General features: G+C 63.5%; 20 protein-coding genes and 6 tRNA genes. 20 read left to right on the top strand and 6 right to left on the bottom strand.

The window, feature by feature from the left end:
- Window positions 1–37: 37 nt before the first annotated feature.
- The 3 genes from CLU87_RS11210 to CLU87_RS11200 all read right to left on the bottom strand — a co-directional run bounded on the left by CLU87_RS11210 (window position 38) and on the right by CLU87_RS11200 (window position 1,699).
- Complete coding sequence (locus tag CLU87_RS11210; protein ID WP_015014470.1) at window positions 38–355, bottom strand: pyrimidine/purine nucleoside phosphorylase; 318 nt, start codon at window positions 353–355, stop codon at window positions 38–40.
- Window positions 356–518: 163 nt separating this feature from the next.
- Window positions 519–1,181, bottom strand: a complete 663-nt coding sequence (locus tag CLU87_RS11205; protein WP_056063736.1) for a glycine zipper 2TM domain-containing protein — start codon at window positions 1,179–1,181, stop codon at window positions 519–521.
- 140 nt (window positions 1,182–1,321) lie between these two features.
- Window positions 1,322–1,699, bottom strand: a complete 378-nt coding sequence (locus CLU87_RS11200; RefSeq protein ID WP_099732137.1) for an ArsC family reductase — start codon at window positions 1,697–1,699, stop codon at window positions 1,322–1,324.
- Window positions 1,700–1,760: 61 nt separating this feature from the next.
- On the opposite strand from CLU87_RS11200, the gene folC reads away from it, so the two are divergent.
- The 12 genes from folC to CLU87_RS11140 all read left to right on the top strand — a co-directional run bounded on the left by folC (window position 1,761) and on the right by CLU87_RS11140 (window position 11,458).
- Window positions 1,761–3,086: a bifunctional tetrahydrofolate synthase/dihydrofolate synthase gene (folC, locus tag CLU87_RS11195; protein ID WP_099730494.1), complete on the top strand. Its 1,326-nt coding sequence runs from the start codon at window positions 1,761–1,763 to the stop codon at window positions 3,084–3,086.
- Between the two features lie 22 nt (window positions 3,087–3,108).
- A complete protein-coding gene (locus CLU87_RS11190) occupies window positions 3,109–3,939 on the top strand; it encodes an SPOR domain-containing protein (protein ID WP_099730493.1) in 831 nt (276 codons plus the stop codon).
- A gap of 25 nt (window positions 3,940–3,964) precedes the next feature.
- Window positions 3,965–4,453 carry a CvpA family protein gene (locus CLU87_RS11185; RefSeq protein ID WP_056746393.1) on the top strand — a complete coding sequence of 163 codons (489 nt, stop codon included), beginning with the start codon at window positions 3,965–3,967 and terminating at the stop codon, window positions 4,451–4,453.
- Between the two features lie 78 nt (window positions 4,454–4,531).
- Window positions 4,532–6,037 (top strand): amidophosphoribosyltransferase, encoded by a 1,506-nt coding sequence (gene purF, locus CLU87_RS11180; RefSeq protein WP_056746391.1) that lies wholly within the window; start codon window positions 4,532–4,534, stop codon window positions 6,035–6,037.
- A gap of 144 nt (window positions 6,038–6,181) precedes the next feature.
- Window positions 6,182–7,603, top strand: coding sequence for a glutamate--tRNA ligase (gene gltX, locus CLU87_RS11175; RefSeq protein ID WP_099730492.1), 1,422 nt, complete (start codon window positions 6,182–6,184; stop codon window positions 7,601–7,603).
- Window positions 7,604–7,668: 65 nt separating this feature from the next.
- Window positions 7,669–7,744, top strand: a tRNA-Ala gene (locus CLU87_RS11170).
- Between the two features lie 32 nt (window positions 7,745–7,776).
- Window positions 7,777–7,852, top strand: a tRNA-Glu gene (locus tag CLU87_RS11165).
- Between the two features lie 53 nt (window positions 7,853–7,905).
- Window positions 7,906–7,982, top strand: a tRNA-Asp gene (locus CLU87_RS11160).
- Window positions 7,983–8,046: 64 nt separating this feature from the next.
- Window positions 8,047–8,122 (top strand) — tRNA-Ala (locus CLU87_RS11155).
- A gap of 37 nt (window positions 8,123–8,159) precedes the next feature.
- Window positions 8,160–8,235, top strand: a tRNA-Glu gene (locus tag CLU87_RS11150).
- 53 nt (window positions 8,236–8,288) lie between these two features.
- Window positions 8,289–8,365 (top strand) — tRNA-Asp (locus CLU87_RS11145).
- A gap of 210 nt (window positions 8,366–8,575) precedes the next feature.
- Window positions 8,576–11,458, top strand: a complete 2,883-nt coding sequence (locus tag CLU87_RS11140; RefSeq protein ID WP_099730491.1) for an EAL domain-containing protein — start codon at window positions 8,576–8,578, stop codon at window positions 11,456–11,458.
- Window positions 11,459–11,687: 229 nt separating this feature from the next.
- Here the strand turns inward: CLU87_RS11140 and CLU87_RS11135 are convergent, their stop codons facing one another.
- The 3 genes from CLU87_RS11135 to CLU87_RS11125 all read right to left on the bottom strand — a co-directional run bounded on the left by CLU87_RS11135 (window position 11,688) and on the right by CLU87_RS11125 (window position 14,549).
- Complete coding sequence (locus CLU87_RS11135) at window positions 11,688–12,446, bottom strand: 3-hydroxyacyl-CoA dehydrogenase (protein WP_015014461.1); 759 nt, start codon at window positions 12,444–12,446, stop codon at window positions 11,688–11,690.
- Window positions 12,447–12,565: 119 nt separating this feature from the next.
- Window positions 12,566–13,618, bottom strand: a complete 1,053-nt coding sequence (locus tag CLU87_RS11130; RefSeq protein ID WP_099730490.1) for an extracellular solute-binding protein — start codon at window positions 13,616–13,618, stop codon at window positions 12,566–12,568.
- Window positions 13,619–14,000: 382 nt separating this feature from the next.
- Window positions 14,001–14,549, bottom strand: coding sequence for a phasin family protein (locus CLU87_RS11125; RefSeq protein ID WP_056063715.1), 549 nt, complete (start codon window positions 14,547–14,549; stop codon window positions 14,001–14,003).
- A 199-nt stretch (window positions 14,550–14,748) separates the two neighbouring features.
- Here CLU87_RS11125 and CLU87_RS11120 point away from each other — a divergent pair, with 199 nt between their 5' ends.
- From CLU87_RS11120 to CLU87_RS11085, 8 genes are all read left to right on the top strand, one after another.
- Window positions 14,749–15,681, top strand: a complete 933-nt coding sequence (locus CLU87_RS11120; protein WP_099730489.1) for a histone deacetylase — start codon at window positions 14,749–14,751, stop codon at window positions 15,679–15,681.
- A complete protein-coding gene (locus CLU87_RS11115; RefSeq protein WP_099730488.1) occupies window positions 15,678–16,160 on the top strand; it encodes a thioesterase family protein in 483 nt (160 codons plus the stop codon). Before CLU87_RS11120 ends, CLU87_RS11115 begins: the two co-directional genes overlap by 4 nt.
- Window positions 16,161–16,412: 252 nt before the next feature.
- On the top strand, window positions 16,413–17,633 hold the full coding sequence (gene pncB, locus CLU87_RS11110) for a nicotinate phosphoribosyltransferase (protein ID WP_099730487.1): 1,221 nt from the start codon (window positions 16,413–16,415) through the stop codon (window positions 17,631–17,633).
- A gap of 66 nt (window positions 17,634–17,699) precedes the next feature.
- The gene (locus CLU87_RS11105) at window positions 17,700–19,112 is read left to right on the top strand and encodes a sodium:proton antiporter (protein ID WP_099730486.1); all 1,413 of its coding nucleotides are present in this window, start codon (window positions 17,700–17,702) and stop codon (window positions 19,110–19,112) included.
- 17 nt (window positions 19,113–19,129) lie between these two features.
- On the top strand, window positions 19,130–20,113 hold the full coding sequence (locus CLU87_RS11100; protein WP_099730485.1) for a D-glycerate dehydrogenase: 984 nt from the start codon (window positions 19,130–19,132) through the stop codon (window positions 20,111–20,113).
- A gap of 75 nt (window positions 20,114–20,188) precedes the next feature.
- Complete coding sequence (rmuC, locus tag CLU87_RS11095; protein WP_099730484.1) at window positions 20,189–21,736, top strand: DNA recombination protein RmuC; 1,548 nt, start codon at window positions 20,189–20,191, stop codon at window positions 21,734–21,736.
- A complete protein-coding gene (locus CLU87_RS11090; RefSeq protein ID WP_099730483.1) occupies window positions 21,733–22,905 on the top strand; it encodes an MFS transporter in 1,173 nt (390 codons plus the stop codon). Before rmuC ends, CLU87_RS11090 begins: the two co-directional genes overlap by 4 nt.
- Before the next feature lie 68 nt (window positions 22,906–22,973).
- Window positions 22,974–24,311, top strand: a complete 1,338-nt coding sequence (locus CLU87_RS11085; RefSeq protein WP_099730482.1) for a surface lipoprotein assembly modifier — start codon at window positions 22,974–22,976, stop codon at window positions 24,309–24,311.
- Window positions 24,312–24,351: the final 40 nt, after the last annotated feature.

Here is a 24,351-nt window from a genome sequence, read left to right as displayed (position 1 = left end):
CAGAGGCCAAAATCAATCAAATTTCAGCCCGAACATCTCAGCCGAAATGGCAGATGTAGTGGTAGGCCTCGGTCACGCGGATGTCGAACTTGGAATTGCCGGGCACGCTGAACTTCTCGCCTGCGGACGATTTCACCCATGCGTCTGTACCAGCCAGCTTGTATTCGCACGAGCCCGCCACGCATTCCATGATTTCAGGGGCACCGGTGTTGAACGTGAGCGTTGCGGGCAGCACCACGCCCACCGACTTCTTCGTGCCGTCCGGGAAGGTGATGCCGTGGCTCACGCACTTGCCGTCAAAGTACACATTGGCCTGGGTGGTGACGGACACGCCGTCGATTTTTTCGGTGGTCATGGATGCGCGGGTAGGAATGGAGGAAACCCGCGATTTTAGGGCAGGGTGCTGACGCATTGGGCTGTGCGGACCAATGAAACCCATGCCCGCCGCCGCTTGCACCAAGAAAAAGAGCCCCAAAGGGCTCTTTGTTCACTGGCTTGTGCGGCCACGCTGCCAGCCTTCAACGCCAGTAAGGGTTGCGGTGGTGCGGGTAGTAGGGGCGGCCGCTGTCGTAGCCGTATTCAATCACCGTCACCGGGGGCGTCACATAGGTGGGGGGCGCCTGATACACCGGCTGCACGGGGTAGGTGGAGGTCACCACACCCGGTTGGCTGTAAACACCCTGGGCCGCATACGGGTCGGGTTGTGTGGAATAGGTCTGGCCAGCGGGCTGCACGTTCACCGGGATCCAACGGCCTGGGTCGTTCTGGGTGCGGGTGGTGTACTGGCGACCTGCGTACTCATACACCACGTTGTAGCCTACGGTACGGTTTTCGTAGTACGTCTCGGTGGAGCAACGCTGCACGTTCTGGTACTGCGGCTGGCCGTTGCCCTCGATCTGGTTGCCTACTACGGCGCCACCCAGCACCCCGATGGCGGTGGCTGCTGCGCGACCGCTGCCCTTGCCGATGGTGTTGCCCACCGCGCCCCCGGCAATCGCGCCAATCACAGCGCCGGCGCCCGTCGTGCGGTTGCCGTTGTAGACGGTCTCGTTGCCACACACCTGCTGCGGAACGCCGACCTGCTGAATGATGGGCGTGGCAGACAGCACACGGCCTTGTTCCTGAGCGCTGGCCACGACGGCGACGGCTGCCAGGGCAGAAAAAATGACGATCTTTTTCATGGAGAAACTCCTTTCGGGTCGGTACATAACGCACCAGACTGCAGAAAAGTTTAGGCCCGCAAGGTCAATTCGGGGCCCGGACGCCGTAAATCTGCGTAAAGATTTGTGCGATTTTCCGCGTTCCCCGTCCCAAGTCAGCCCTAGGATGCGCCATTCGGCCCGGCAGGCCACTGCTCCGGCACAAATCCGACGGTCACATGCAGGCCTTGGGCGTCCTGCCACTGCACCACGGGGCGCTTGATCACACTGGGTTGTTGCTGCATCAGCGCACTGGCGCTCGCGTCGTCCTGCACCGATGCCTGTGTGGCTGAGTCCAGCTTGCGCCAGGTGGTCCCTTGACGATTGACCAGCTTCTGCCAGCCCACGGCCTTCAGCCAGCCAGAGAGCAGCTCGGTGGGAACGCCTTGCTTTTTGAAGTCATGAAACTGGACTTCCAGCCCTTGTTCTGCAAACCAGGCGCGGGATTTTTTGACGGTATCGCAGTTGGGGATGCCGTAGACGGTGATGGCGGTATTCATGCCGCGCATCATCCTCGAAATCGCGGGGGTGAATGCTGGCTCGGCGACAATCCCCGGCTGTATGCAAACCAAACCCCACACCCTGGAAGGCTGGCTGCGCCATTGCGAGCAGCTGCACCCCCGCAACATTGATATGGGCCTGGATCGGGTCGCCGAAGTCGCCCGCCGCATGGCGCTGCGGTTCGAGTGCCCGGTGATCACGGTGGCGGGTACCAACGGAAAAGGATCGACCTGCGCCATGCTCGAAGCGGTGGCGCTGCAGGCGGGTTATCGCACCGGCGTGTACACCTCACCGCATTTGGTGCACTTTGAGGAGCGCTGCCGTGTGCATGGCGAAATCGTGTCGGCGGCGGACCTGGTACCCCATTTCGAGGCGGTGGAGAGCGCCAGAACCCAGAACGGCAACGAGGTGTCTCTCACCTACTTTGAGTTCACCACCCTGGCCATCCTGCGCTTGATGAGCCATGCGTTGCTGGATGTGGCAATTCTCGAAGTCGGCCTCGGAGGGCGCCTGGATGCCACGAACGTGATCGACACCGACTGCGCCATCATCACCAGCATCGATATCGACCACACAGAATTTCTGGGCCCGGACCGCGAGAGCATTGGCCGCGAAAAGGCGGGCATCATGCGCACGGGGCGCCCAGCCATCGTGAGCGATCCCATGGCCCCGCAGAGCGTGGTGGATCACGCGCGGGAGATCGGCGCCGATTTGTGGAGTTTTGGGCGCGATTTCAATTTCTCGGGCGACAAGCAGCAGTGGAGCTGGGCTGGCCGGGGGCGGCGCTATGCCGGGCTGGCCTACCCATCGTTGCGGGGGGCCAACCAGCTGGTGAACGCCTCGGGCGTGCTCGCCGCTTTTGAGGCATTGCGTGATCGGCTGCCGGTGACCGCCCAGGCTGTGCGCAACGGCATGGCCATGGTGGAGTTGCCGGGACGTTTTCAGATTGTGCCGGGGCAACCGACCCTGGTGCTGGATGTGGCGCACAACCCGCACTCCGTGGCAGCGCTCACGGCCAACCTGGATGCGATGGGGTTCTTCCCCGTCACCCACGCGGTGTTTGGCGCCATGGCGGACAAGGACCTGGCGCCCATGCTGGCCAAGGTCGGGCCTCTGGTGGACCGTTGGTATTTCACCGATCTGCCCACTCCGCGCGCAGAGTCGGCCGCCGTGTTGCAGCAGAAGTGGAATGCCGTGCATATGGTGGCGGGCGGTCGCCGGGACGTTGCATCCAGCGTGCATGCCGACCCACTGCAGGCCCTGCAGGCGGCGGTGGCCGCCGCAGACCCCGCTGATAGAATCGTAGTCTTTGGCTCGTTCTACACGGTGGGTGGGGTGTTGATCAATGGAACACCCCGCTTGCACGCCAAACATATGGGCGCCTGAGCGCCTCACGAGTCCTTAGTCCATGGCATTTTTCAAGTTCCGGTGGCCCGGTCAGGGTGAGCAGCAACAGGCCGAAAAGCCGTCCAAGCGCTCGCGCACACCACAGGCTGAGAGCATCGAAGTGATGCGCCGCCGCGCCCGGCACCGTTTGATTGGCGCCGCAGTGCTGGTACTGGTGGGGGTCATCGGGTTTCCGTTGCTGTTTGATACCCAGCCACGGCCTATCCCTGTGGACATTCCCATCGAGATCCCAGACCGCAACAAGGTGGCTCCCCTGGTGGTGCCTGCGCCAGTGGCCGAAACTACCGCCGCCAAGCCTGCTGCGCCCTCCACCCCAGAGCCAGCCCCGACGGCTGCTGCGCAGCGGCCTGCGCCCTCGCGCACTGCCGCAGCCAATGGCTTGGCGGATGGTGAAGAGCTGGTGCCTAGCGCTCGTACTGCAGCGGCCAAACCTGCGCCAGCCCCAGCGGTTGCCTCCCCAAAGCCCGAGGTGAAACACGAGGCCAAGCCGCCCGCTTCTCCCGTCCCTGAACCCAAGCCTGCACGTGCTGACGATTCGGCACGTGCCCGCGCACTGTTGGAAGGCCGCAGCACCGAGGCGCCAGCCGCCGCCGGTGCCGAGGAGGCGCGCTTCATTGTGCAGGTGGGGGCCTTTGCAGATGCCGAAAAGGCCCGCGAAGCACGCACGAAGGTGGAACGGGCGGGTCTCAAGACCTATATGCAGGTGGTGGACACCAAGGACGGAAAGCGCACCCGGGTGCGTGTGGGTCCGTTCACCAACCGGGCAGAGGCAGACAAGGCGGCGGCGCGTATCAAGGCGCTGGACCTGTCGGCGTCGGTGCTCACCCTGTAAACATTGATCAGGCTGCCGCTTGTCCATGGCTGCGTTGGATTGGGTGTTTGTGGCCGTGTTGCTGGCCTCCATGCTGATGGGTGCGTGGCGCGGACTGGTGTTTGAAGTGCTGTCGGTACTGGGCTGGGTGGCGTCTTTTTTTGTGGCGCAATGGTTTGCGGCCGACGCAGCGGCCTTGTTGCCCATGGGTGGGTCGGGCGAGTCGCTGCGGTATGCAGCCGGTTTTGTCGTGGTGTTTGTGGCTTCGGTTTTTGCCTGTGGTTTTCTGGCATGGCTGGCCAAGAAGCTGGTGGAAGCCGTAGGGCTGCGCCCGGCGGACCGCACCCTCGGCGCTGTGTTTGGTGTGTTGCGCGGCCTCGTTTTGTTGCTTGCTGTGGCCGTGGTGGCTGGCATTACCCCCGTGCACGAGGCACAGTGGTGGCGGGAGTCGCGGGGCGCGCCGGTCTTGGCCGAGGTGCTCAAGGGGTTGAAACCGGCGCTGCCGGACGAATTTGGAAGGCATCTGCCTTCGTGAGATCGAAGCGGCAGCGGCCAGAAGCTGCTGCCGTTGGATGACCGCGGGGCTGTTCCCGCAAACGGATGGAATACAACTATGTGTGGAATCGTCGGCGTCGTCAGTCCTGCGCCCGTCAATCAGCTGATCTATGACGCTTTGCTGCTTTTGCAGCATCGTGGCCAGGATGCTGCTGGCATCGTGACCCAGCAGGGCCGCAAATTCTTCATGCACAAGGCCAAGGGCATGGTGCGCGACGTTTTTCGCACGCGCAACATGCGCGCTCTGCCGGGCAATGTGGGGCTGGGCCAGGTGCGTTACCCCACCGCCGGCAACGCCTACAGCGAAGAAGAGGCGCAACCGTTTTACGTCAATGCCCCGTTCGGCATCGTGTTGGTGCACAACGGTAATCTGACGAACGCCCGCGAACTGCGGACCGAGCTGTTCCAGACGGACCACCGCCACACCAACACGGAAAGTGATTCGGAAGTCCTTCTGAACGTGTTTGCGCACGAACTCGAACGCGCCACGCGGGGCGTGCCTCTGCAGCCCGAGGACGTTTTCACCGCCGTGCGTGCGGTGCACAAGCGCATCAAGGGTTCCTATGCTGTGATCGCGCTGATCGCAGGCCACGGTCTGCTGGCCTTCCGCGACCCGCACGGCATCCGCCCGCTGGCCATGGGCCGCAGCCAGGACGGCACCGTGATGGTGGGCAGTGAGTCGGTGGCGCTGGAGGGCACCTCCCATGTGTTCGAGCGCAACATCAATCCGGGCGAAGCGATTTTCATCACGCTGGACGGACAGGTTCACGCCAGCCAGTGCGCAGAGAACCCGCAGCTCAACCCTTGCATCTTCGAGTTCGTGTACCTCGCGCGGCCCGATTCGGTGCTTGACGGCATCTCGGTCTACCAGGCCCGTCTGAACCTGGGTGAAGCCTTGGCCAAGCGTGTGGTGTCCACCGTGCCGCCCAACGAGATCGATGTGATCATCCCCATCCCCGAGTCGAGCCGCCCCAGCGCTACCCAGCTGGCACATCTGCTCGGCGTCCCGTACCGGGAAGGTTTCGTCAAGAACCGCTACGTGGGCCGCACCTTCATCATGCCGGGGCAGGGCGTGCGCAAAAAGTCGGTGCGCCAGAAGCTCAATGTGATTGGCAGCGAATTCAAAGGCCGCAACGTGTTGCTGGTGGACGACTCCATCGTGCGTGGCACCACCAGCCGCGAGATCGTGCAGATGGCACGCGACGCGGGGGCCCGCAAGGTGTACCTCGCCAGCGCGGCGCCGCCCGTGCGCTACCCCAACGTGTATGGCATCGACATGCCCACCAGCAGCGAACTGGTGGCCCACGGTCGCACGGTCGAAGAGATTCGCCAGGCCATCGGCTGCGACGCTCTCATCTATCAGGATGTAGATGGCATGAAGAGGGCTGTGGGTGCGCTCAACAGTGCGATTGTCGGGTTCGATGCGTCGTGTTTTGACGGCGTGTACGTGACGGGTGACATCACTGCGGAAGGGATTGCCAGCCTGAATGAGGGGCGTGTAGGTGCAGAGGAGGGCGAGGAAGATACCTCGCGCCTTGCTTTGCCCAATGCGCAGGAAGCGTAGCCAAGGGCTTGCGCAGCCACCGCGGACCATCGCACGCGATGCTGTGCCCCCGGTTGTGCGCGTGATGCCCTAGCCGGGTCGGGCTGCGCCCGACGGATTGATCCTAGTTTGAACTGGCCCCATGGAGGGCCAGCATTGATTGTTATGACTGAAACCACTGCCACCAGCACGGGCCGCATACGCACCCGTTTTGCACCGTCTCCCACCGGCTTCATCCACCTGGGCAATATCCGCTCGGCGCTGTATCCCTGGGCGTTTGCCCGTGCCACGGGGGGGGATTTCATTTTGCGCATCGAAGACACCGACCTGGAGCGCTCCAGCCAGGCGGCGGTGGACGTCATCATCGAGGGCATGGCCTGGTTGGGTCTGAACCACGACGAAGGCCCGTTCTATCAGATGCAGCGCATGGATCGTTACAAGGCGGTCCTTGCAGAGTTGCAGGCCGCCGGTCACGTGTATCCCTGCTACATGAGCGTGGCTGAGCTGGATGCCCTGCGCGAGCGGCAGATGGCTGCCAAGGAGAAGCCTCGCTACGACGGCACATGGCGTCCTGAAGCTGGCAAGACCTTGCCAGCCATTCCTGAGGGCGTGCAGCCGGTGCTGCGCTTCAAGAACCCACAGGGCGGCGTTGTGGCCTGGGACGACAAGGTCAAGGGCCGCATTGAGATCAGCAATGATGAGCTGGATGATCTGGTCATTGCACGGCCCGATGGCACGCCCACCTACAACTTCTGCGTGGTGGTGGACGATATCGACATGGCGATCACGCACGTGATCCGAGGCGATGACCATGTGAACAACACGCCGCGTCAGATCAACATCTTCCGCGCCCTGGGCAAGGAACCTCCGGTCTATGCCCACCTGCCCACCGTGCTGAACGAGCAGGGCGAGAAGATGAGCAAGCGCAACGGCGCCAAGCCGGTGACGCAATACCGCGATGAAGGTTATCTGCCCGATGCCATGGTGAACTATCTGGCGCGTCTGGGCTGGAGTCACGGCGACGATGAGATCTTCAGCCGCGAGCAGTTTCTGCAGTGGTTCAACCTCGACCATCTGGGCCGCAGCGCTGCGCAGTTTGACGAAGCCAAGCTGCGCTGGGTGAATGCCCAGCACCTGAAAGCCATGGCTGACGACGCTTTGGCCGCGCTGATTGCTCCGCAATTGCAGGCGCGTGGTGTTTCGGCTGAGGCGCTGGCCGACGGGCGTCTGCCCCGGATCTGTGCGCTGTTCAAAGACCGGTGCGACACCACCGTCGTGCTTGCCAACTGGGCGCAGGTGTTCTATGGCGACGTGACTCCGGTGGATGCAGAGCGCGCTCAGCATGTCACCGACGCCGTTGCGCCCGCTCTGGACGCACTGGCTGATGCACTGTCTGCCTGCGAGTGGGACAAGGCATCCATCAGCGCGGCATTCAAGCAGGTGCTGACGGCTCAGGGTCTGAAGATGCCCCAGCTGGCGATGCCTGCGCGTGTCCTGACGGTCGGAACCGCCCACACGCCATCGGTCGATGCTGTGCTGGAACTGGTCGGACGTGAAAAAGTTATAGCGCGTTTGCGAAACCGCTAAAAATCTGTCTATAATTCAAGGCTCAGGTGATGACAACAAATACAAAGTGTTTGAAGTCATTCAGTGGGGGTATAGCTCAGCTGGGAGAGCGCTTGCATGGCATGCAAGAGGTCATCGGTTCGATCCCGTTTACCTCCACCACGTCGCTTGATAACGGTTAGTTCCAAGGTTTTGACCCTATCGTCTAGAGGCCTAGGACATCACCCTTTCACGGTGAGTACCGGGGTTCGAATCCCCGTAGGGTCGCCAAGTTTGTAGCACTTGGCTTGTGTTGATAAATACAAGCGAAAAGCTGCCTGCCAGGAGTGGTAGTTCAGTTGGTTAGAATACCGGCCTGTCACGCCGGGGGTCGCGGGTTCGAGTCCCGTCCACTCCGCCAGTCATAAGCCTTTGCAGCTCTTTTGGGTGCACTGGTTTTTCTTTGGCATAAGCCAAAGAAGTTTGGGGGTATAGCTCAGCTGGGAGAGCGCTTGCATGGCATGCAAGAGGTCATCGGTTCGATCCCGTTTACCTCCACCAAATTTGTTAGTGGTATTTCGGTTAGTTCCAAGGTTTTGACCCCATCGTCTAGAGGCCTAGGACATCACCCTTTCACGGTGAGTACCGGGGTTCGAATCCCCGTGGGGTCGCCAAGTTTGTAGCACTTGGCTTGTGTTGATAAATACAAGCGAAAAGCTGCCTGCCAGGAGTGGTAGTTCAGTTGGTTAGAATACCGGCCTGTCACGCCGGGGGTCGCGGGTTCGAGTCCCGTCCACTCCGCCAGATATCAACCGCTGCAGTCGCAAGGCTGCAGCGGTTTTTTTATGCATTGTTCTGATCCCTCCTGCACTGGCAGGCCGTGCAGGCAGCGTGAGACAGGGACCGCTACTGGGATTCGACCTGTTACAAGTGGTGGGGCCTGTGCAAGAATCGTCGGTACCCGGCTACGCCGCCATACCGCTCAGGCGGTCCTCACAGATCCATCCAGCGCCCATGAACCTTATTCGGCTGCAGATCCACCCACAGCACCTGGCCAGCTTCAAAGCCGTGGCGCCGGTACTTTCCCTGTTAACCGGTGGGGTGATCGCAGCGTGGGTCTATTTTTCGGTGGCCAGCCCACAGCGGGTGGGGCATTACCTCACATTGCACCAAGTGCTGGAGACGCTGTCCATTGCAGTGTCTGCCCTGGTGTTTGCGGTGGGTTGGAAGGCGCACAGTCTCAATCCGCAGCGCAACGTGCTCATCCTGGCCTGCGGCTTTCTGGGCGTGGCGATCCTCGATTTTTCGCACATGCTGTCATTCGCCGGCATGCCCGACTACATCACGCCCAACTCGGTGGCCAAGGGCATCAATTTCTGGTTGCCCGCGCGATACCTGGGGGCGATGACGCTCCTGAGCGCGGTGGCGTTGCATTGGCGCGTGCCCGGCGATGCAGCAGCACCTGGCCCTGGCAGATTTTTAGTGCTGGCGCTGGTACTGGCCGTTGTTGCAGTCATCCACGCCGTTGTGTTCTTGTTTCCACAGTGGTACCCGCAGACCTACGACGACCAGGGGCTTACACGGTTCAAGATTGCTTCCGAGTACGGCGTGGTGGCCTTGTACGCGGCGTCGCTGGGCGTGCTGCTGCACTGGGCGCGGGAGCGTGCCGCCTTTGATGTGGCCAGGTTGTTCGCCGCCGTGTGGGTGATGGCCCTGAGCGAGTTTTTTTTCACGTTCTACGTCGTCGCGACCGACCCCTTCAATCTGCTGGGCCATGTGTACAAGGTGGTGGGGTACTACTACCTGTACCGGGCCATTTTTGTGGGCACCATCGAGGCGCCGTACCGGGTACTCAAGCAGTCCGACAAGGCCATGCGGGCCGTGCTGGACGCCGTGCCTGACCTGATGTTCGAGGTGACCCGCGACGGTCGCTATGTGCAGATCCATACGCGCCAGCCTGAATTGCTGCTGATGCCCGCCAGCGAGGTCGTGGGGCGTTCGATCCACGACATCCTGCCTCCTGCGGCGGCAGGTGTGGCGCAGGCTGCGATCAATGCCGCAGCGGAGCAGGGCCTGGCCCGCGACTTCCAGTACGCACTGGACCTGCCCGATGGGCAGCACTGGTTTGAGTTGTCCGTGGCGCGCAAGGGAATGGACGATGAAACGGATGATCACTTCGTGGTGCTGTCCCGCGACATCACGCAGCGGGTACAGATGCTGGATACCTTGCGCAAGCTGCGGCATGCCGTGGAGCAGGCGCCCAACTCCATCTTCATTGCAGGCGCTGACGGCAACATCGAATACGTGAACCCCGCGTTCACCGCCACGACAGGCTACAGCCCCGAGGAGGTGATTGGCCGTAACCCGCGTCTGCTGAGCGCCGGGGCCACGCCTGCCAGCGTGTATGCCGACCTGTGGGCGCATCTGACATCCGGCCGTCCGTGGCGCGGCGAGTTCGTCAACCGCCGCAAGGGCGGCGGCGAGTACAACGAGTCCGCCATCATCTCGCCACTGCACGACGAGCAGGGCCGCATCACCCACTATCTGGCGGTGCAGGAAGACGTGACGGAGCGCCGGCGTGATGAGGAGCGCATCCGCAAGCTGATCAACTTCGATGCGCTGACGGGCCTGCCCAACCGCACGATGTTCGCGTCCCGGTTCAGCCAGGCCCTTGCACTGACGCAACGCAGCGGCCATCAGCTCGCGCTGCTGTACCTGGACCTGGATCACTTCAAGAATGTGAACGACTCGCTCGGTCACCAGGTAGGGGACGGCTTGCTAATCGAGATCGCGCACCGATTGCAGTCGGTGGTGCGCGATGAGGACACGGTGTCCCGGCAGGGCGGGGATGAGTTCGTGATCGTGCTGCCGCTCACCGATGCGCAGCAGGCGGCCCATGTGGCCGACGAGCTGCAGGCGCAGGTGCGCCGTATCTGCAAGCTGGAGCACCACGAGCTGGTGGTGACTTCTTCCATCGGTATTGCGATGTACCCCGAGGATGGGGGGGACTTCGAGACCCTGGCGCAGCGCGCCGATGCGGCCATGTTCCGTGCCAAAGAGTCCGGGCGTGACACCTACCGGTTTTTCTCGGCGGACATGCAGGCCCGGTCGCTCAGGGTACTGCAGATTGAGAACGCCCTGCGCAGTGCTTTGGTGCTGGGCCAGCTGACACTGCACTACCAGCCACAAATCCGGCTGAAAGACCGGCGACTGGTGGGCGTGGAGGCCTTACTGCGCTGGACGCACCCCGAGCTGGGTGCCGTCAGTCCGGCCGAATTCATCCCGGTGGCCGAGAGCAGTGGCCAGATTCTGGGCATTGGCGAATGGGTGCTGCGCACCGCGCTGGCCCAGGCCAGGCAATGGCGTGATGCAGGCCACACCGAGCTGGTGGTGGCGGTGAACCTGTCGATGGTGCAGTTTCGCCATCCGGGTCTGGTGGACATGGTGGGCCGGGCGCTGGCCGACAGCGGGGTGCCGTCGCAAATGTTGGAGCTGGAGCTGACCGAGAGCATCGCCATGGATGCGCCAGAGCAGGTGATTGCCATCGTGCGGCAGCTGTATGACCTGGGTGTTCAGCTGTCCATTGACGACTTTGGGACCGGGTACTCATCGTTCAGCTATATCCAGCGCCTCAAGGTGCACAAGCTCAAGATCGACCAGTCGTTTGTGCGGCATTTGGGCGACGACCCCAGCGCGCCCCACATCGTGCGCGCCATCATCGGTCTGGCGCAAAGCCTGGGCCTGGAAACCATTGCCGAGGGCGTGGAGACGGCTGCGCAGCGTGATGTGCTTTGGGGACTGGGCTGCGACACCGGGCAGGGCTACCACTTCAGCCGCCCCGTGCCAGCTGCCGACTTGGAGGGGCTTCTCACTCAAGGCCACACAGTCTTGGGTTGAGAAGGTGGGAGACCGAGGTAAGCCACCGCCACAACGAAACCGCCGCGTTGTGAGCGCGGCGGTCGGGTGGGCATCAGCAAAGTGTTTGGCTCTCAGTAGCCCTGCGGCCTTTCCGGGCCCCTTGTGGACGACTTTTTGTGCCAAACAGGCACCATGCGCTAGAGGAATATGCCTGAGGTGCTATCGAAAGAGTAGCATTCAGACATGCCTCTTTAACTCAATCCCCAGCTCAGCGTGGTGCCAGGCGAATGGCACCGTCCAGACGGATCACCTCGCCATTGAGCATGTCGTTTTCGAGGATGTGGCGCACCAGCTTGGCGTAGTCCTGGGGGGTGCCCAGGCGGCTGGGGAAGGGCACGCCCGCGGCCAGCGCGTCCTGCACTTCCTGCGGCATGCCAAACAGCATGGGGGTGCCGAAGATGCCGGGGGCAATGGTCATGTTGCGGATGCCGTTGCGCGCCAGGTCACGGGCAATCGGCAGGGTCATGCCCACCACGCCGCCCTTGGACGCTGCATAAGCGGCCTGGCCGATCTGGCCGTCATAGGCAGCCACGCTGGCCGTGGAGATCAGCACGCCACGCTCGCCGGTGGATTCGGGTTCGTTCTTGCTCATGGCCTCGGCGGCCAGGCGGATCATGTTGAAGCTGCCGATCAGGTTGACCGTGATGGTCTTACTGAACAGGGCCAGCGCATGCGCGCCGTTCTTGCCCACGGTCTTCTCTGCGGGGGCGATGCCGGCGCAGTTCACCAGGCCCACCAGTTTGCCCAGCGACACGGCCTTGGCCACCACGGCCTGGCCGTCTGCCTCGTTGCTCACATCGCATTTCACGAACGCGCCGCCGATTTCCTTGGCCACGGCTTCGCCTTTTTCTGCCTGCATGTCGGCAATGACCACGGTGCCGCCCTGGGCGGCCAGCATGCGTGCCGTGCCTTCGCCCAGGCCCGATGCGCCGCCGGTGACGATGAATACCTTGCCTTGGATGTCCATGGTTGTCTCCAGTAAGTGACGTTAACGTAAACGTCAATTATGGCGCATCTCCCTACCGTGCTGAACGCAAAAAAAAGCCCGGACCAGGCCGGGCTTGTGTTGGGGGAGGGCAGGGCGGGTTACTGGAAGCCCACGCGGTCCAGCATCTGCTGCACCTTGGTGGTGTTGGCACCCACCGCGCTGATCGGGATGGTCTCGCTCTTGAAAGGCTTGCCGCCGGTCATGGCCTTGAGTGCCGGGTTGTCCAGTGCCACGCCCTTGGCAGCAGGCCACTCGTTGTTGCCGTTTGCAAAATAGTTCTGTGCCTCGGGGCTGGCCAGATATTCGAGGAACTTGATGGCGTTGGCCTGGTTCTTGGAGTGCTTGGCCACCGCGCCGCCGGCGATGTTCAGGTGCGTGCCCCAGGATTCCTGGTTGGGGAACACCACGCCCACCTTGTTGACCACAGCCACGTCTTCGGGCTTGTTGGAGCGCATCATGCGCGCCAGGTAGTAGGTGTTGGTCACGGCGATGTCGCACTCGCCCGCAGCCACGGCCTTGATCTGGTCGGTGTCGCCGCCCTTGGGTGGGCGGGCCAGGTTGGCCACCATGCCCTTGAGCCAGGCTTCGGCCTTCTGTTCGCCCATGTGTTCCGTCACAGCGCCGAACAGGCTCAGGTTGTAGGGGTGCGAGCCGGAGCGGATGCACAGCTTGCCCTTGTTCTTGGGGTCACCCAGTTCTTCGTAGGTGTCCACATCGGCCTTCTGCATCTTGACCTTGTTGTAGACGATGACGCGCGCGCGGGTGGACAGGCCAAACCACGAGATGCCGCCGTCCGCTGCCGGCTGGCTGCGCAGATTAGCGGGGATGGCATCGTTCAGTACCTTGGACTGGATGGGCTGAAACAGGCCATCGACCTCGCCCTTGTACAGGCGGGCTGCGTCCACCAGCAGGATCACGTCGGCGGGCGAGGCGGCGCCTTCGGCCTTCAGCCGGGCCAGGATACCGGCATCGTCCGCGTCCACACGGTTGATCTTGATGCCCGTGGCCTTGGTAAAGCCGGTGTACAGCGCTTCGTCGGTGGAGTAGTGGCGGGCCGAGTAGAGGTTGACCACTTGTTCCTGGGCGTGCACGGCGCCTGCAGCGGCGGCCAGGGCACAAGCGCTCAGCAAGGCTTTCACAGTCTTCGACATGGGTTGCGTCTTTCGGGGTTGAAACTGCGTCAATGATAAAGCAAACGCGAATTATTCTTGATCAATGTCTTGCGCAAAGGCCGGATTTCGGGTCCGGGTTTGAGGTGGCGCAAGGGCCGAATGCCGTGGATGCCGGACCACCGTAAAAAGATCGGTTCGCTGCGCGGGCCCGTTCCCACGCTTGCGGCCTGTGGGTGGTCAGGCCAAAAAAAAGCCCGGTCGTAAAACCGGGCTTTAAAAGGATCCTTGAAACGGGGGTTTCGAGAGGATCCAAGGAGACAACTGAGGCGCTGTAGACAAGGTCAGCAGCGCATGGGTTGAATTATCAGGGTATTCCCTGAACACGGCCTAGAGGTTGCACTCCAGACCGCAGGTAGGGCGATTAACGCTTGCGGGGAGCGGCCGTCTTGGCAGCGTTGGCAGCGGTGTTGGCCACGGCGTTGAAGTTGGCTTCAGCCACATCAGACGCTTGCTTCACAGCCTTTTGTACCGACTCGAACGCGTTGTTGGCGGCAGACACGGCGCTCTTCATCACGGCCACAGCGGTTTCGGAACCGGCGGGGGCGTTCTTGGCGGCGCTGTCCACCAGGTTGGTGAAAGCCTTCTGTGCGTCGGTGGCCTGGGCTTCGAAAGCCTTGCCGAACTCAGCGCCCGTGCCCGATGCGATGTCGTACAGGTGGCGGCTGTAAGCAGCGGTCTTTTCAGCCAGGGGCTGGAACAGGCCAGCTTGCAGGGCCAGCAGTTCTTGTGCGTCCTTCACGCCCAGCACGGCTTGCGTGTGGTTGGCGGCTTCGGACAGGGCAGCGCGCGAAGCGGTCACGTTCAGTTCGACCAGCTTTTCCACGCCTTCGAAAGCCTTGGTGGTCAAGCCAAACAGGGTTTCGATGTTGGCCTTGTGGGATGCCAGGATTTGTTCTGCGGTCAGCGACATGTCATATCTCCTAAAAATGAGGGCCCAGGGGGCCGGGTGGTTCACAGACATCTGCGCTGACCTTGACCTGTTGGATCATGTTGCAGTGCAGCATGGGTTGAATTTTAGGGACTTGCAGCGCTATTGCAAGGGCTTTTTGTTGCATTGCAGCAAATTAGACACGATCACCCAGAAATCCCCGGCTTGCCACAATTGCGTCATGCACGCCTACTACGCCGACCACTTCGTGTTGCCTTTGCCGGATGGTCACCGCTTCCCCATGGCCAAGTACCGCATGCTGCGCGACCGGATCGCCCAGCACCTGCCTGACGTGCTGTTGAAAGAAGCCCTGCCAGCATCGGATGAGGCACTGGTGCGCGTGCACAGCCCGCAGTACATCGACGCCGTCGCCCAGGGCACGCTGGCGCCCGCAGCGCAGCGGGAGATCGGGTTTCCCTGGAGTCCTGCCATGGCAGAGCGCGCTCGCCGCTCGGTGGGCGCTACTCTGGCGGCCACCCGCGCCGCCTGGCGCGAGGGTGTGGCCGGCAACCTGGCTGGCGGCACCCACCACTCATATGCCGACAAGGGCAGTGGCTTTTGTGTGTTCAACGATGTGGCGGTGGCTGCCCGGCAGGCACAGGCCGATCACCTGAACGATGGATCGGGCTGGCCGCTGCAGGTGGCGGTCATCGACCTGGATGTGCACCAGGGCAATGGCACGGCCCATATCTTTCAGGGCGACGATAGCGTGTTCACCCTGTCGCTGCATGGTGCACGCAACTTTCCTTTTCGCAAGGAGCCGAGTGACCTGGACGTGGAACTGCCAGACGGATGCGCTGACGACGACTACCTGCACGCCCTGGACCAGGCCCTGGAGGCGCTGGACCATCGCTGCAAACCGGATCTGGTGTTTTATCTCGCGGGGGCGGACCCCCATGTGGGCGACCGACTGGGGCGTCTCGCCGTCACCCACGACGGGCTGGAGGCACGCGACCGGCGGGTGTTTGACTGGGCCTGGCAGCGGCGCATTCCCACGGTGTTCGTGATGGCGGGCGGGTATGGTAACGACCTGGAAGACACGCTGCAGGCGCAGCTCACCACCTGGCGCGTGGCCTGGCAGTACCACCAGCGCTGGCAGAATGTGCGGCCATGACCTCTGCCGCCAGCTCCTCTCCTGTCGCTTCTTCCGCGTCGGTCCGCCCGGCTCCGCAGCCGCGCAGCGCCTACCGCGTGTTCCGCCCCATCACCACACGCTGGGCCGACAACGATGTGTATGGCCATGTGAACAACGTCGTGTACTACAGCTGGTTTGACACGGCGGTGAACGCCCACCTGATCGACCAGGGCGTGCTGGACATCCATGCGGGCCAGACCATCGGCCTGGTCATCGAGACCCAATGCAATTACTTCGCGCCGCTGGCGTTCCCGCAGACAGTGGAGGCTGGCATCCGCGTCGCGCGGCTGGGTGGCTCCAGCGTGCGTTACGAGGTGGGCCTGTTTGCGCAGGGCGAGCCGCTGACGGCGGCGGCGGGACACTTCATCCACGTGTATGTGGACCGCGAGACCCGTCGCCCGGTGGCGGTGCCAGATGCATTGCGCAATGTGCTGCAGGCGCTGGTCATGCCTGGCTAATGGGTAGTTGATGGGCGGCTGATCGGCGGCCGCATGCCGTTGCCACTGATTTGATAGCACCAAGCGCTGGCGCAATTTGCACTTGGGCCCTGAACAGCCTGAATTTCCGGCAGCGGCTGAACGCTGGCTGACGCCGCCCGCAGTGCCGCGCACCGGGCGCCGTGATGGCCTACACTTTGCGGCTTTATTGTCCGGTCTGCGGCCGGAGCATCGCGTGCCCAGCGTGCGCGGTTTCTGAGGCGTGCCCTGTCCATGATCATCACCAGCCTGCTCGACACCGACCTGTACAAGTTCACCATGATGCAGGTGGTGCTGCACCAGTTTCCCGGGGCGCAGGTCGAGTACAAGTTCAAGTGCCGCAACCCCGGCGTGCAGCTGGCACCGTTTGCCAACGAGATCCGCGATGAGATCCGTTCGCTGTGCAGCCTGCATTTTCAGGATGCCGAGCTGGCCTACCTGCGATCGCTGCGATTCATCAAGAGCGACTTCGTGGACTTTCTGGGCCTGTTCAAGCTCAACGAGAAGTACATCACCGTGGTGCCCCAGCACAACGGCGAAATCGACATCACCATCCGCGGGCCCTGGCTGCACACAATCCTGTTCGAGATCCCGGTGTTGGCCATCATCAACGAGGTGTACTTTCGCAACACGCAGAAGGTGCCCGACTTTCCGGAAGGCCGCCGCCGTCTCGACGCAAAGATTGCGCTGCTGCAGGGCGAGGGCCTGTCCGACCTCAAGATTGCCGACTACGGCACGCGCCGCCGCTTCTCGCGCGCTTGGCACGAAGAAGTGCTGCGCGTGCTGGTGGCACGCCTCGGTACCGGGGACCGCCGCCCAGGTGCACCCGCAGGCCCCGGGCAGTTCGCAGGCACCAGCAACGTGCTGTACGCGATGAAGCTGGGCGTGACCCCCCTGGGCACCATGGCGCACGAATATTTGCAGGCCTGCCAGGCGCTGGGCCCGCGGCTGCGCGACAGCCAGGTGTTTGGCTTTGAGATGTGGGCCAAGGAATACCGGGGTGACCTGGGCATTGCGCTGTCGGACGTGTACGGCATGAGCGCCTTCCTGCGTGACTTCGACCTGTACTTCTGCAAACTGTTCGACGGTGCCCGCCATGACAGCGGCGACCCGTTCGCTTGGGGCGAACGCTTGCTGGACCACTACCGCAAGAACCGCGTGGACCCGCTGACCAAGACGCTGATCTTCAGCGATGCGCTCACCATCCCGCGCACCATCGAGCTGTACCAGCAGTTCCGGGGCCGCTGCCAGCTGGCGTTTGGCATTGGCACCAACCTGACCAACGACCTCGGCAGCCCGCCTGCCCATGAGCCTTTGCAGGTCGTCATCAAGATGACGCGCTGCAATGACCAGCCTGTGGCCAAGCTGTCGGACACGCCGGGTAAGGGCATGTGTGACGACGAGAAGTACCTGGCCTACCTGCGCCAGGTGTTTGATATCCCTTCGCCGGTGTGACCGTGCCCCGCAGGTGCCATGGCCCTGCGTCCCCTGATTTTTAGCAATGAGACGGAGACAAGAACCATGAAATTTTCGCGCGGGCTGGCAGTGGCCGGCCTACTGGCGGCGTTGCCGGGTCTGGCACTGGCGGCCGATATTGATGGCAGTGCGTTGTCAGTGCTGTGGGGCGTGCCCTTTGCCGGCATTCTGCTGTCGATTGCCTTGATGCCGCTGTTGGCGCCCATCTTCTGGCACCACCACTTTGGTAAGGTCGCAGCCGGTTGGGCGCTGGCTTTTCTGGTGCCGTTTGCGCTGGTGTTTGGCCCGGGCGCGGCGGGCGCGAGTTTTGTGCATGCGCTGGTGGCCGAATACATTCCGTTCGTCATCCTGCTCACCGCGCTGTTTACCGTGGCAGGGGGCATCTACATCCGGGGCAACCTGCATGGCAGCCCGGCGCTCAACACGGCCATCCTCGCTATTGGCGCGGTGCTCGCCAGTGTCATGGGCACCACGGGAGCGTCGATGCTGCTCATCCGCCCGTTGATCCGCGCCAATGACAACCGCAAGCACACGGCGCATGTGGTGGTGTTTTTCATCTTCATCGTGTCCAACGCCGGGGGCTCGCTCACACCCTTGGGTGACCCGCCGCTGTTCCTGGGCTTCCTGAAGGGGGTGGACTTCTTCTGGACGGTGAGCCACATCTTCCCCGAGACCCTCTTTTTGGTGGGCTCGCTGCTGGCCATCTTTTTCGTGATGGATTCCTGGTACTACCACCGGCGCGAAGAGATGCTCAGGGCCGACCCCACGCCCGACACCAAAGCCATCGGCTTTGACGGTAAGGCCAACTTTGCACTGCTGGGCGTGGTGGTGGCGCTGGTGCTGCTGAGTGGCCTGTGGAAGTCGCAGGTGGCGTTCACCATCGCCGGGGCCGAGGTGGGGCTGCCCGGCATCGTGCGGGACGTGGGCCTGATCATCGTGGCGCTGGTGTCCCTGCGCATCACGCCCAAGCAGGTGCATGAAGACAACCAGTTCAGCTGGGGCCCCATGCAGGAAGTGGCCAAGCTGTTTGCGGGCATCTTCCTCACCATCATCCCGGTGATCGCGATGCTCAAGGCGGGCGTCAATGGCCCCTTTGGTGCCGTGGTGTCTGCCGTCACGCGGCCGGACGGCACACCTGACCCGGCCATGTACTTCTGGGCGTCCGGGCTGCTCAGCTCCTTCCTCGACAACGCGCCGACCTACCTGGTCTTCTTCAACACCGCCGGGGGCGACCCGGCCGTGCTGATGACCACCCTGGCCCCCACGCTGGCCGCCATCTCGGCGGGCTCGGTGTTCATGGGTGCCAACAGCTACATCGGCAATGCGCCCAACATGATGGTCAAGGCCATTGCCGAAGACCGCGGCGTGAAGATGCCCAGTTTCTTTGGTTACATGCTGTGGTCCGGCAGCATTCTGGTGCCGCTATTTGTGGTGATGACGTTTATCTGGTTCCGTTGATTGGAGTTTTGAGCGCTATGAGCAAACCCCGCATCCTGGTCGCCCGCGCGATCTTTCCTGACATCGTGGACCGCCTGCGCGAGCACTTTGACGTGGAGGCCAACCCTGACGACGTGATCTGGACCCCGCAAGAGTTGGCTGCGCGCCTGGCCGACAAGGACGGTGTGCTGACCACCGGCAGCCAGCGCATCGATGCCGCACTGCTGGCCGCTGCGCCGCGCCTCAAGGTCTGCGCCAACATGGCCGTGGGCTACAACAACTTTGACGTGGATGCCATGACCGCCGCGGGTGTGTTGGGCACCAACACGCCCGATGTGCTCACCGAGACCACGGCCGACTTCGGCTTTGCATTGCTGATGGCCACGGCCCGCCGCATGACCGAGAGCGAGCATTACCTGCGTGCCGGGAAGTGGACCAAGTGGAGCTACGACATGTTCGCGGGCAGCGACATCCACGGCAGCACGCTGGGCATCATCGGCATGGGCCGCATCGGGCAGGGCATTGCCAAGCGCGGGGCGCATGGTTTTGGCATGAAGGTGGTCTACCACAACCGTTCGCGCCTGTCGGCCGAACTGGAGGCCGAATGCAAGGCCACCTACGTGGGCAAGGACGAGTTGCTGCGCACCGCAGACCATGTGGTGCTGGTGGTGCCCTACACGCCCGCGTCGCACCACACCATCGGCGCGGCCGAGCTGGCGCTGATGAAGCCCACGGCCACGCTCGTCAACATTGCGCGCGGCGGCATCGTGGACGATGCGGCCCTGGCTGTGGCCCTGCGCGAGCGTCGCATTGCGGCGGCGGGGCTGGATGTGTTTGAGGGTGAACCCAGCGTGCACCCCGACCTGCTGACCGTGCCCAACGTGGTGCTCACGCCGCACATTGCCAGCGCCACGGTGCCTACCAGGCGCGCCATGGCCAACCTGGCGGCGGATAACCTGATTGCCTTCTTTGACGGGCGAGGGCCGCTCACGCCTGTGAATCAGCCCTCCACCCTGCGTTGATGCGGGGTTTCGATTCCAATCGACCGGATGCGCTAGTCAATCATGCGCTGATAGCTATCAAAAATATAGTAAACCTTGGCCACTGACACACTTGTTCTCTTGGCGGCGCTGGCACTGGCGCTGGTCCTTCTGGTGGTGCTGTTGCTGCGCCGTCCCCGTGTGGACCTGCCGCCCGAGTGGCTGGCACGCCTGCAGTCGCTGGAGCAAACCACACAGGCGACGCAGATTGCGGTGGCCAAGAATGACGGCGCGCTGGACGGCATGGGCCAGCAACTGCGTGGCTTTACCCAGACCACGCAGTCCACGCTGGAGACACTGCGCCATGCCGTGGACGAACGCCTGGCCCAGGCCGTGGCCGAATCCCGCAACGGCCGCGCCGAGCTGTTGGCTGCCTTTGGCGTATTCGAGGCGCGGCTGGAGCAGCGCCTCACAGCCCTGGATGCGGCCACGCGCCTCACGCTCGATTCGCTCAAGAGCGACACCCAGTCGCAGCTGGGAGTGATGTCGCAAGCGCTCAAGGACCAGCTCGAAGCCAACGGCTTTCAGATCAAGAACCAGTTTGCGGTGCTGCAAGACGCCGTGTCGCAGCAGCTCACCGGGCTGGTGCAGGGCAGCCAGCACAACGCCGAGCAGCTGCGCACCGCCCTCAACGAGCGCCTGGCCGCCATCCAGGCCGACAACGCCACCAAGCTCGAAGAAATGCGCCGCACGGTGGACGAAAAGCTGCACGCCACGCTGGAGCAGCGCCTGGGCGAGTCGTTCAAGCTGGTGAGCGACCGGCTCGAACAAGTGCACAAGGGCCTGGGCGAAATGCAGACCCTGGCGGGCAGCGTGGGCGACTTGAAGCGCGTGATGACCAACGTGAAGTCGCGCGGCACCTGGGGCGAAATGCAGCTGGGCGCCATCATCGACAACGTGCTCACGCCCGACCAGTTTGCGCGCAACGTCAAGACCGTGCCGGGCAGCGATGAGCTGGTGGAGTTTGCGATCCGCCTGCCCGGCAAGAGCGACGAGCATCCGGTGTGGCTGCCCATCGACTCCAAGTACCCCGTGGAGCAGTACCAGCGCCTGCTGGACGCGCAGGACGCGGCCGACAAGGCAGCCATTCAGTCGGCAGGCAATGCGTTCGAGACGTCGATCAAGCTGGAGGCCAAGAAGATCTTTGCCAAGTATGTGTCGCCCCCACACACCACCGACTTCGCCGTGCTCTACCTGCCCACCGAGGGCCTGTTTGCCGAGGTGATGCGCCGCCCCGGCCTGGTCGAATCCGTGCAGAACGAGTGCCGCGTGATGATCACCGGCCCGGCCAACCTGGCCGCCATGCTCAACAGCCTGCAAATGGGCTTCAAGACGCTGGCGATCGAAAAGCGCTCGTCCGAGGTGTGGAGCCTCTTGGGCATGGTCAAGACCGAGTTCGCCAAGTTTGGCGATGTGGTCGAGGCCACCAAAAAATCCATCGATGCCGCCGCCAAGAAGTTTGACGAGGTGGGGGTGCGCACCCGCGCCATCCAGCGCAAGCTGCGGGATGTGCAGGACCTGCCTGCGCCCGACACGGCCGTGCCGCTGGCAGGGGCCGGTCCATCGGCATTGCCTGGTTTGGATTCCGAGGACGACCTGCCGTGAACTGGGCCCTGGCGCGCCTGATTGCGGGGCAGATCTGCGTGCACGCCTGCATGGCGGGCATGCGACTGGCGGCGCCACTGCTGGCGCTGCGCGAGGGCCACAGTGCAGCAGCCGTGGGGGTGTTGCTGGCATTGTTCGCACTCACGCAGGTTTTTCTGGCCTTGCCCGCAGGGCGCTATGCGGACCGGCACGGCTTGAAGCGCCCCGTGGGCTACGCGGTGGCCCTTGCATCGGCAGGGGCTGCGCTGGCGCTGGTGTTCCCCGTCTTTCTGGTGTTGTGTGTGGCTGCGTTGATGACCGGTGGCGCCACCGGGGCCGCCACCATTGCACTGCAGCGCCATGTGGGGCGCGCTGCGCACGACGCCACGCAGCTCAAGCAGGTGTTCAGCTGGCTGGCCATCGGGCCTGCGGTGTCCAACTTCATCGGGCCTTTCTGCGCGGGGCTCATGATCGACAACGCGGGCAGTGCGGCGGGCAGCACCGAGGGCTATCGCGCCGCCTTTGCCCTGATGGCGGTGTTGCCCCTGCTCACTTGGTTCTGGGTGCGAGACACGGTAGAGCTGCCGCCCGTGATTGCCGCCGCGGGCGGCCCCCCGCAGCGCGCGTGGGACCTGATGAACGAACCTCCGTTTCGCCGCTTGCTGCTGGTCAACTGGATCTTGTCCTCGTGCTGGGACGTGCACACCTTCGTGGTCCCGCTGCTGGGGCACGAGCGGGGCCTGTCGGCGTCCGTCATTGGCTCCATCCTGGGGGCGTTTGCGATTGCCGCTGCCGTCATCCGCGTGCTCATGCCCATCGTGGCAGAGCGCCTGCGCGAACGGGTGGTGGTGGCGGGCGCCATGGTCGCTACGGCCGTGCTGTTTGGCGTCTACCCGCTGCTGCACAGCGCGCTGGCGATGGGCGCGTGTTCGGTGCTGCTCGGGTTTGCACTGGGCTCGGTGCAGCCCATGGTGATGAGCCTGCTGCACCAGATCACGCCGCCGGCCCGCCATGGCGAGGCGTTGGGCCTGCGGCTCATGGCCATCAACGCATCCAGCGTGCTCATGCCCATGCTGTTCGGCTCCGCCGGAGCCGTGATTGGGGTGGGAGGGCTGTTCTGGGTGGTGGGCTGCGCCGTGGGGGCCGGTGCACGGACGGCGTGGCGCATGGGCGAAAACCACCCCGCATAGTCCCCCCAAAAAGGGTAAACAGGTGTAAATTGCCCCCACCCGGCAGCGGGTTTCGAGAGGGGGCGTTCATGTACCTGCGAATTTGGTCACGGCGCGTGTTGCCATGGTGCGCGGTTCTGGCCTGGGGAGGCAGTCTGTCATGCGTGGCGCGGGCTGATGACCTGGTACAGCAAGCGTTGGCGCTGGTTCAGCAGGGCCAGGCACTTCAGGCGTTCCGCTTGCTGGATGCGCAGGAGGCCCAGCGCGCTGGCGACCCGGTGTTTGATGCCGCCATGGGCGATGCGGCGCATGCCGCCGGGCAATATACGCGCGCCATCATGGCGCGAGAGCGCTGGCTGGCTGCTCAACCTGGCAGCACGGAGGCCCAGGTAGCGCTCGGGCAATCCTTGCAGGCGGTGGGCGACCGCCGGGGCGTGATGGCCTTGCCCGCGCCGGTGCAGGCCGCACTCATTCCGGTGGATGCCGGGCACACGCTGGATCAGTTTCTGTATTCCTACGATCGCCTGGATGCCGGAGGGCGCTCTTCGCTCAAGGGCTACGTGGAGTTGGGCGTCGGCCATGACTCCAATGCCAACGCAGCGCCCGTGGTGGGCGAACTGCAGTCTCCAGTGCCTGGCACGCCGGCGTGGGCGCTGCTGCCCGAGGCCCTGGCGACCTCGGGCAACTATGTGGTGGCGCAAGCGGGGCTGCGGGGGCGGGCGGTACTCAATTCGCGCTGGTCGGTGGTGGGCACAGCCGTGGGGGCTGCCCGGCACTATGGGGGCAGCGCAGACCGGTTCGACCACACAGCACTGGATGGCACCCTGGGCTTGGCATGGCGGGCCGAGCGCCATGAGCTGATTGCGTCTGGCCAAGGGTCTTACTACGCGCTGGACGGCACGCGGCTGCGCACCATGGGCGGGGTGCTGGGTGAATGGATTTACCGCATAGACGGTTTTCGCCAGTGGGGCAGCTTTGTGCAGGTGCTCGACGTGCGTTACCCCGACCAGGCCTTGCGCAATGTGCGCCGCAGCGTGGTGGGCACCTCGTACTCCCATCTGTTTCGCAATGGCTCATCGGCCTATGGGGGCGTGTATGGTGGTCAGGAGCGCGCGCAGGCCAGTGGTGCTGACGCGCTGGGCCACCGGTTGTGGGGCCTGCGTGCCGGAGGGCAGTGGCCCCTGACGCCTCAGTGGTCGGTGTTTGCCAGTGCGGACTGGGAACACCGGCGCTACGGCGGGCAGGACCCGTTTTTCGCGGTCACCCGTATCGACCGGCAGGCCCAGGTGGCTCTGGGGCTGAACTGGACTCCATCGCCTGGGTGGCGGGTCACGCCGCAATGGTCGTTCACGCGCAACGCATCCACGCTGCCCATCACCGACTATGAGCGCCGGGTGTTCTCCATCACCGTGCGCCGGGAGTTCTGAATGCTGTTACATGGCTGGTCCTGTGCCGATGCACCTGGGA

This window comes from Acidovorax sp. 59 (genome assembly GCF_002754175.1).
GTDB classification, from domain to species: Bacteria; Pseudomonadota; Gammaproteobacteria; order Burkholderiales; family Burkholderiaceae_C; genus Acidovorax; species Acidovorax delafieldii.
Note: the sequence above shows the minus strand (reverse complement) of the source record. Positions and strands in the feature narration are given on the sequence as shown.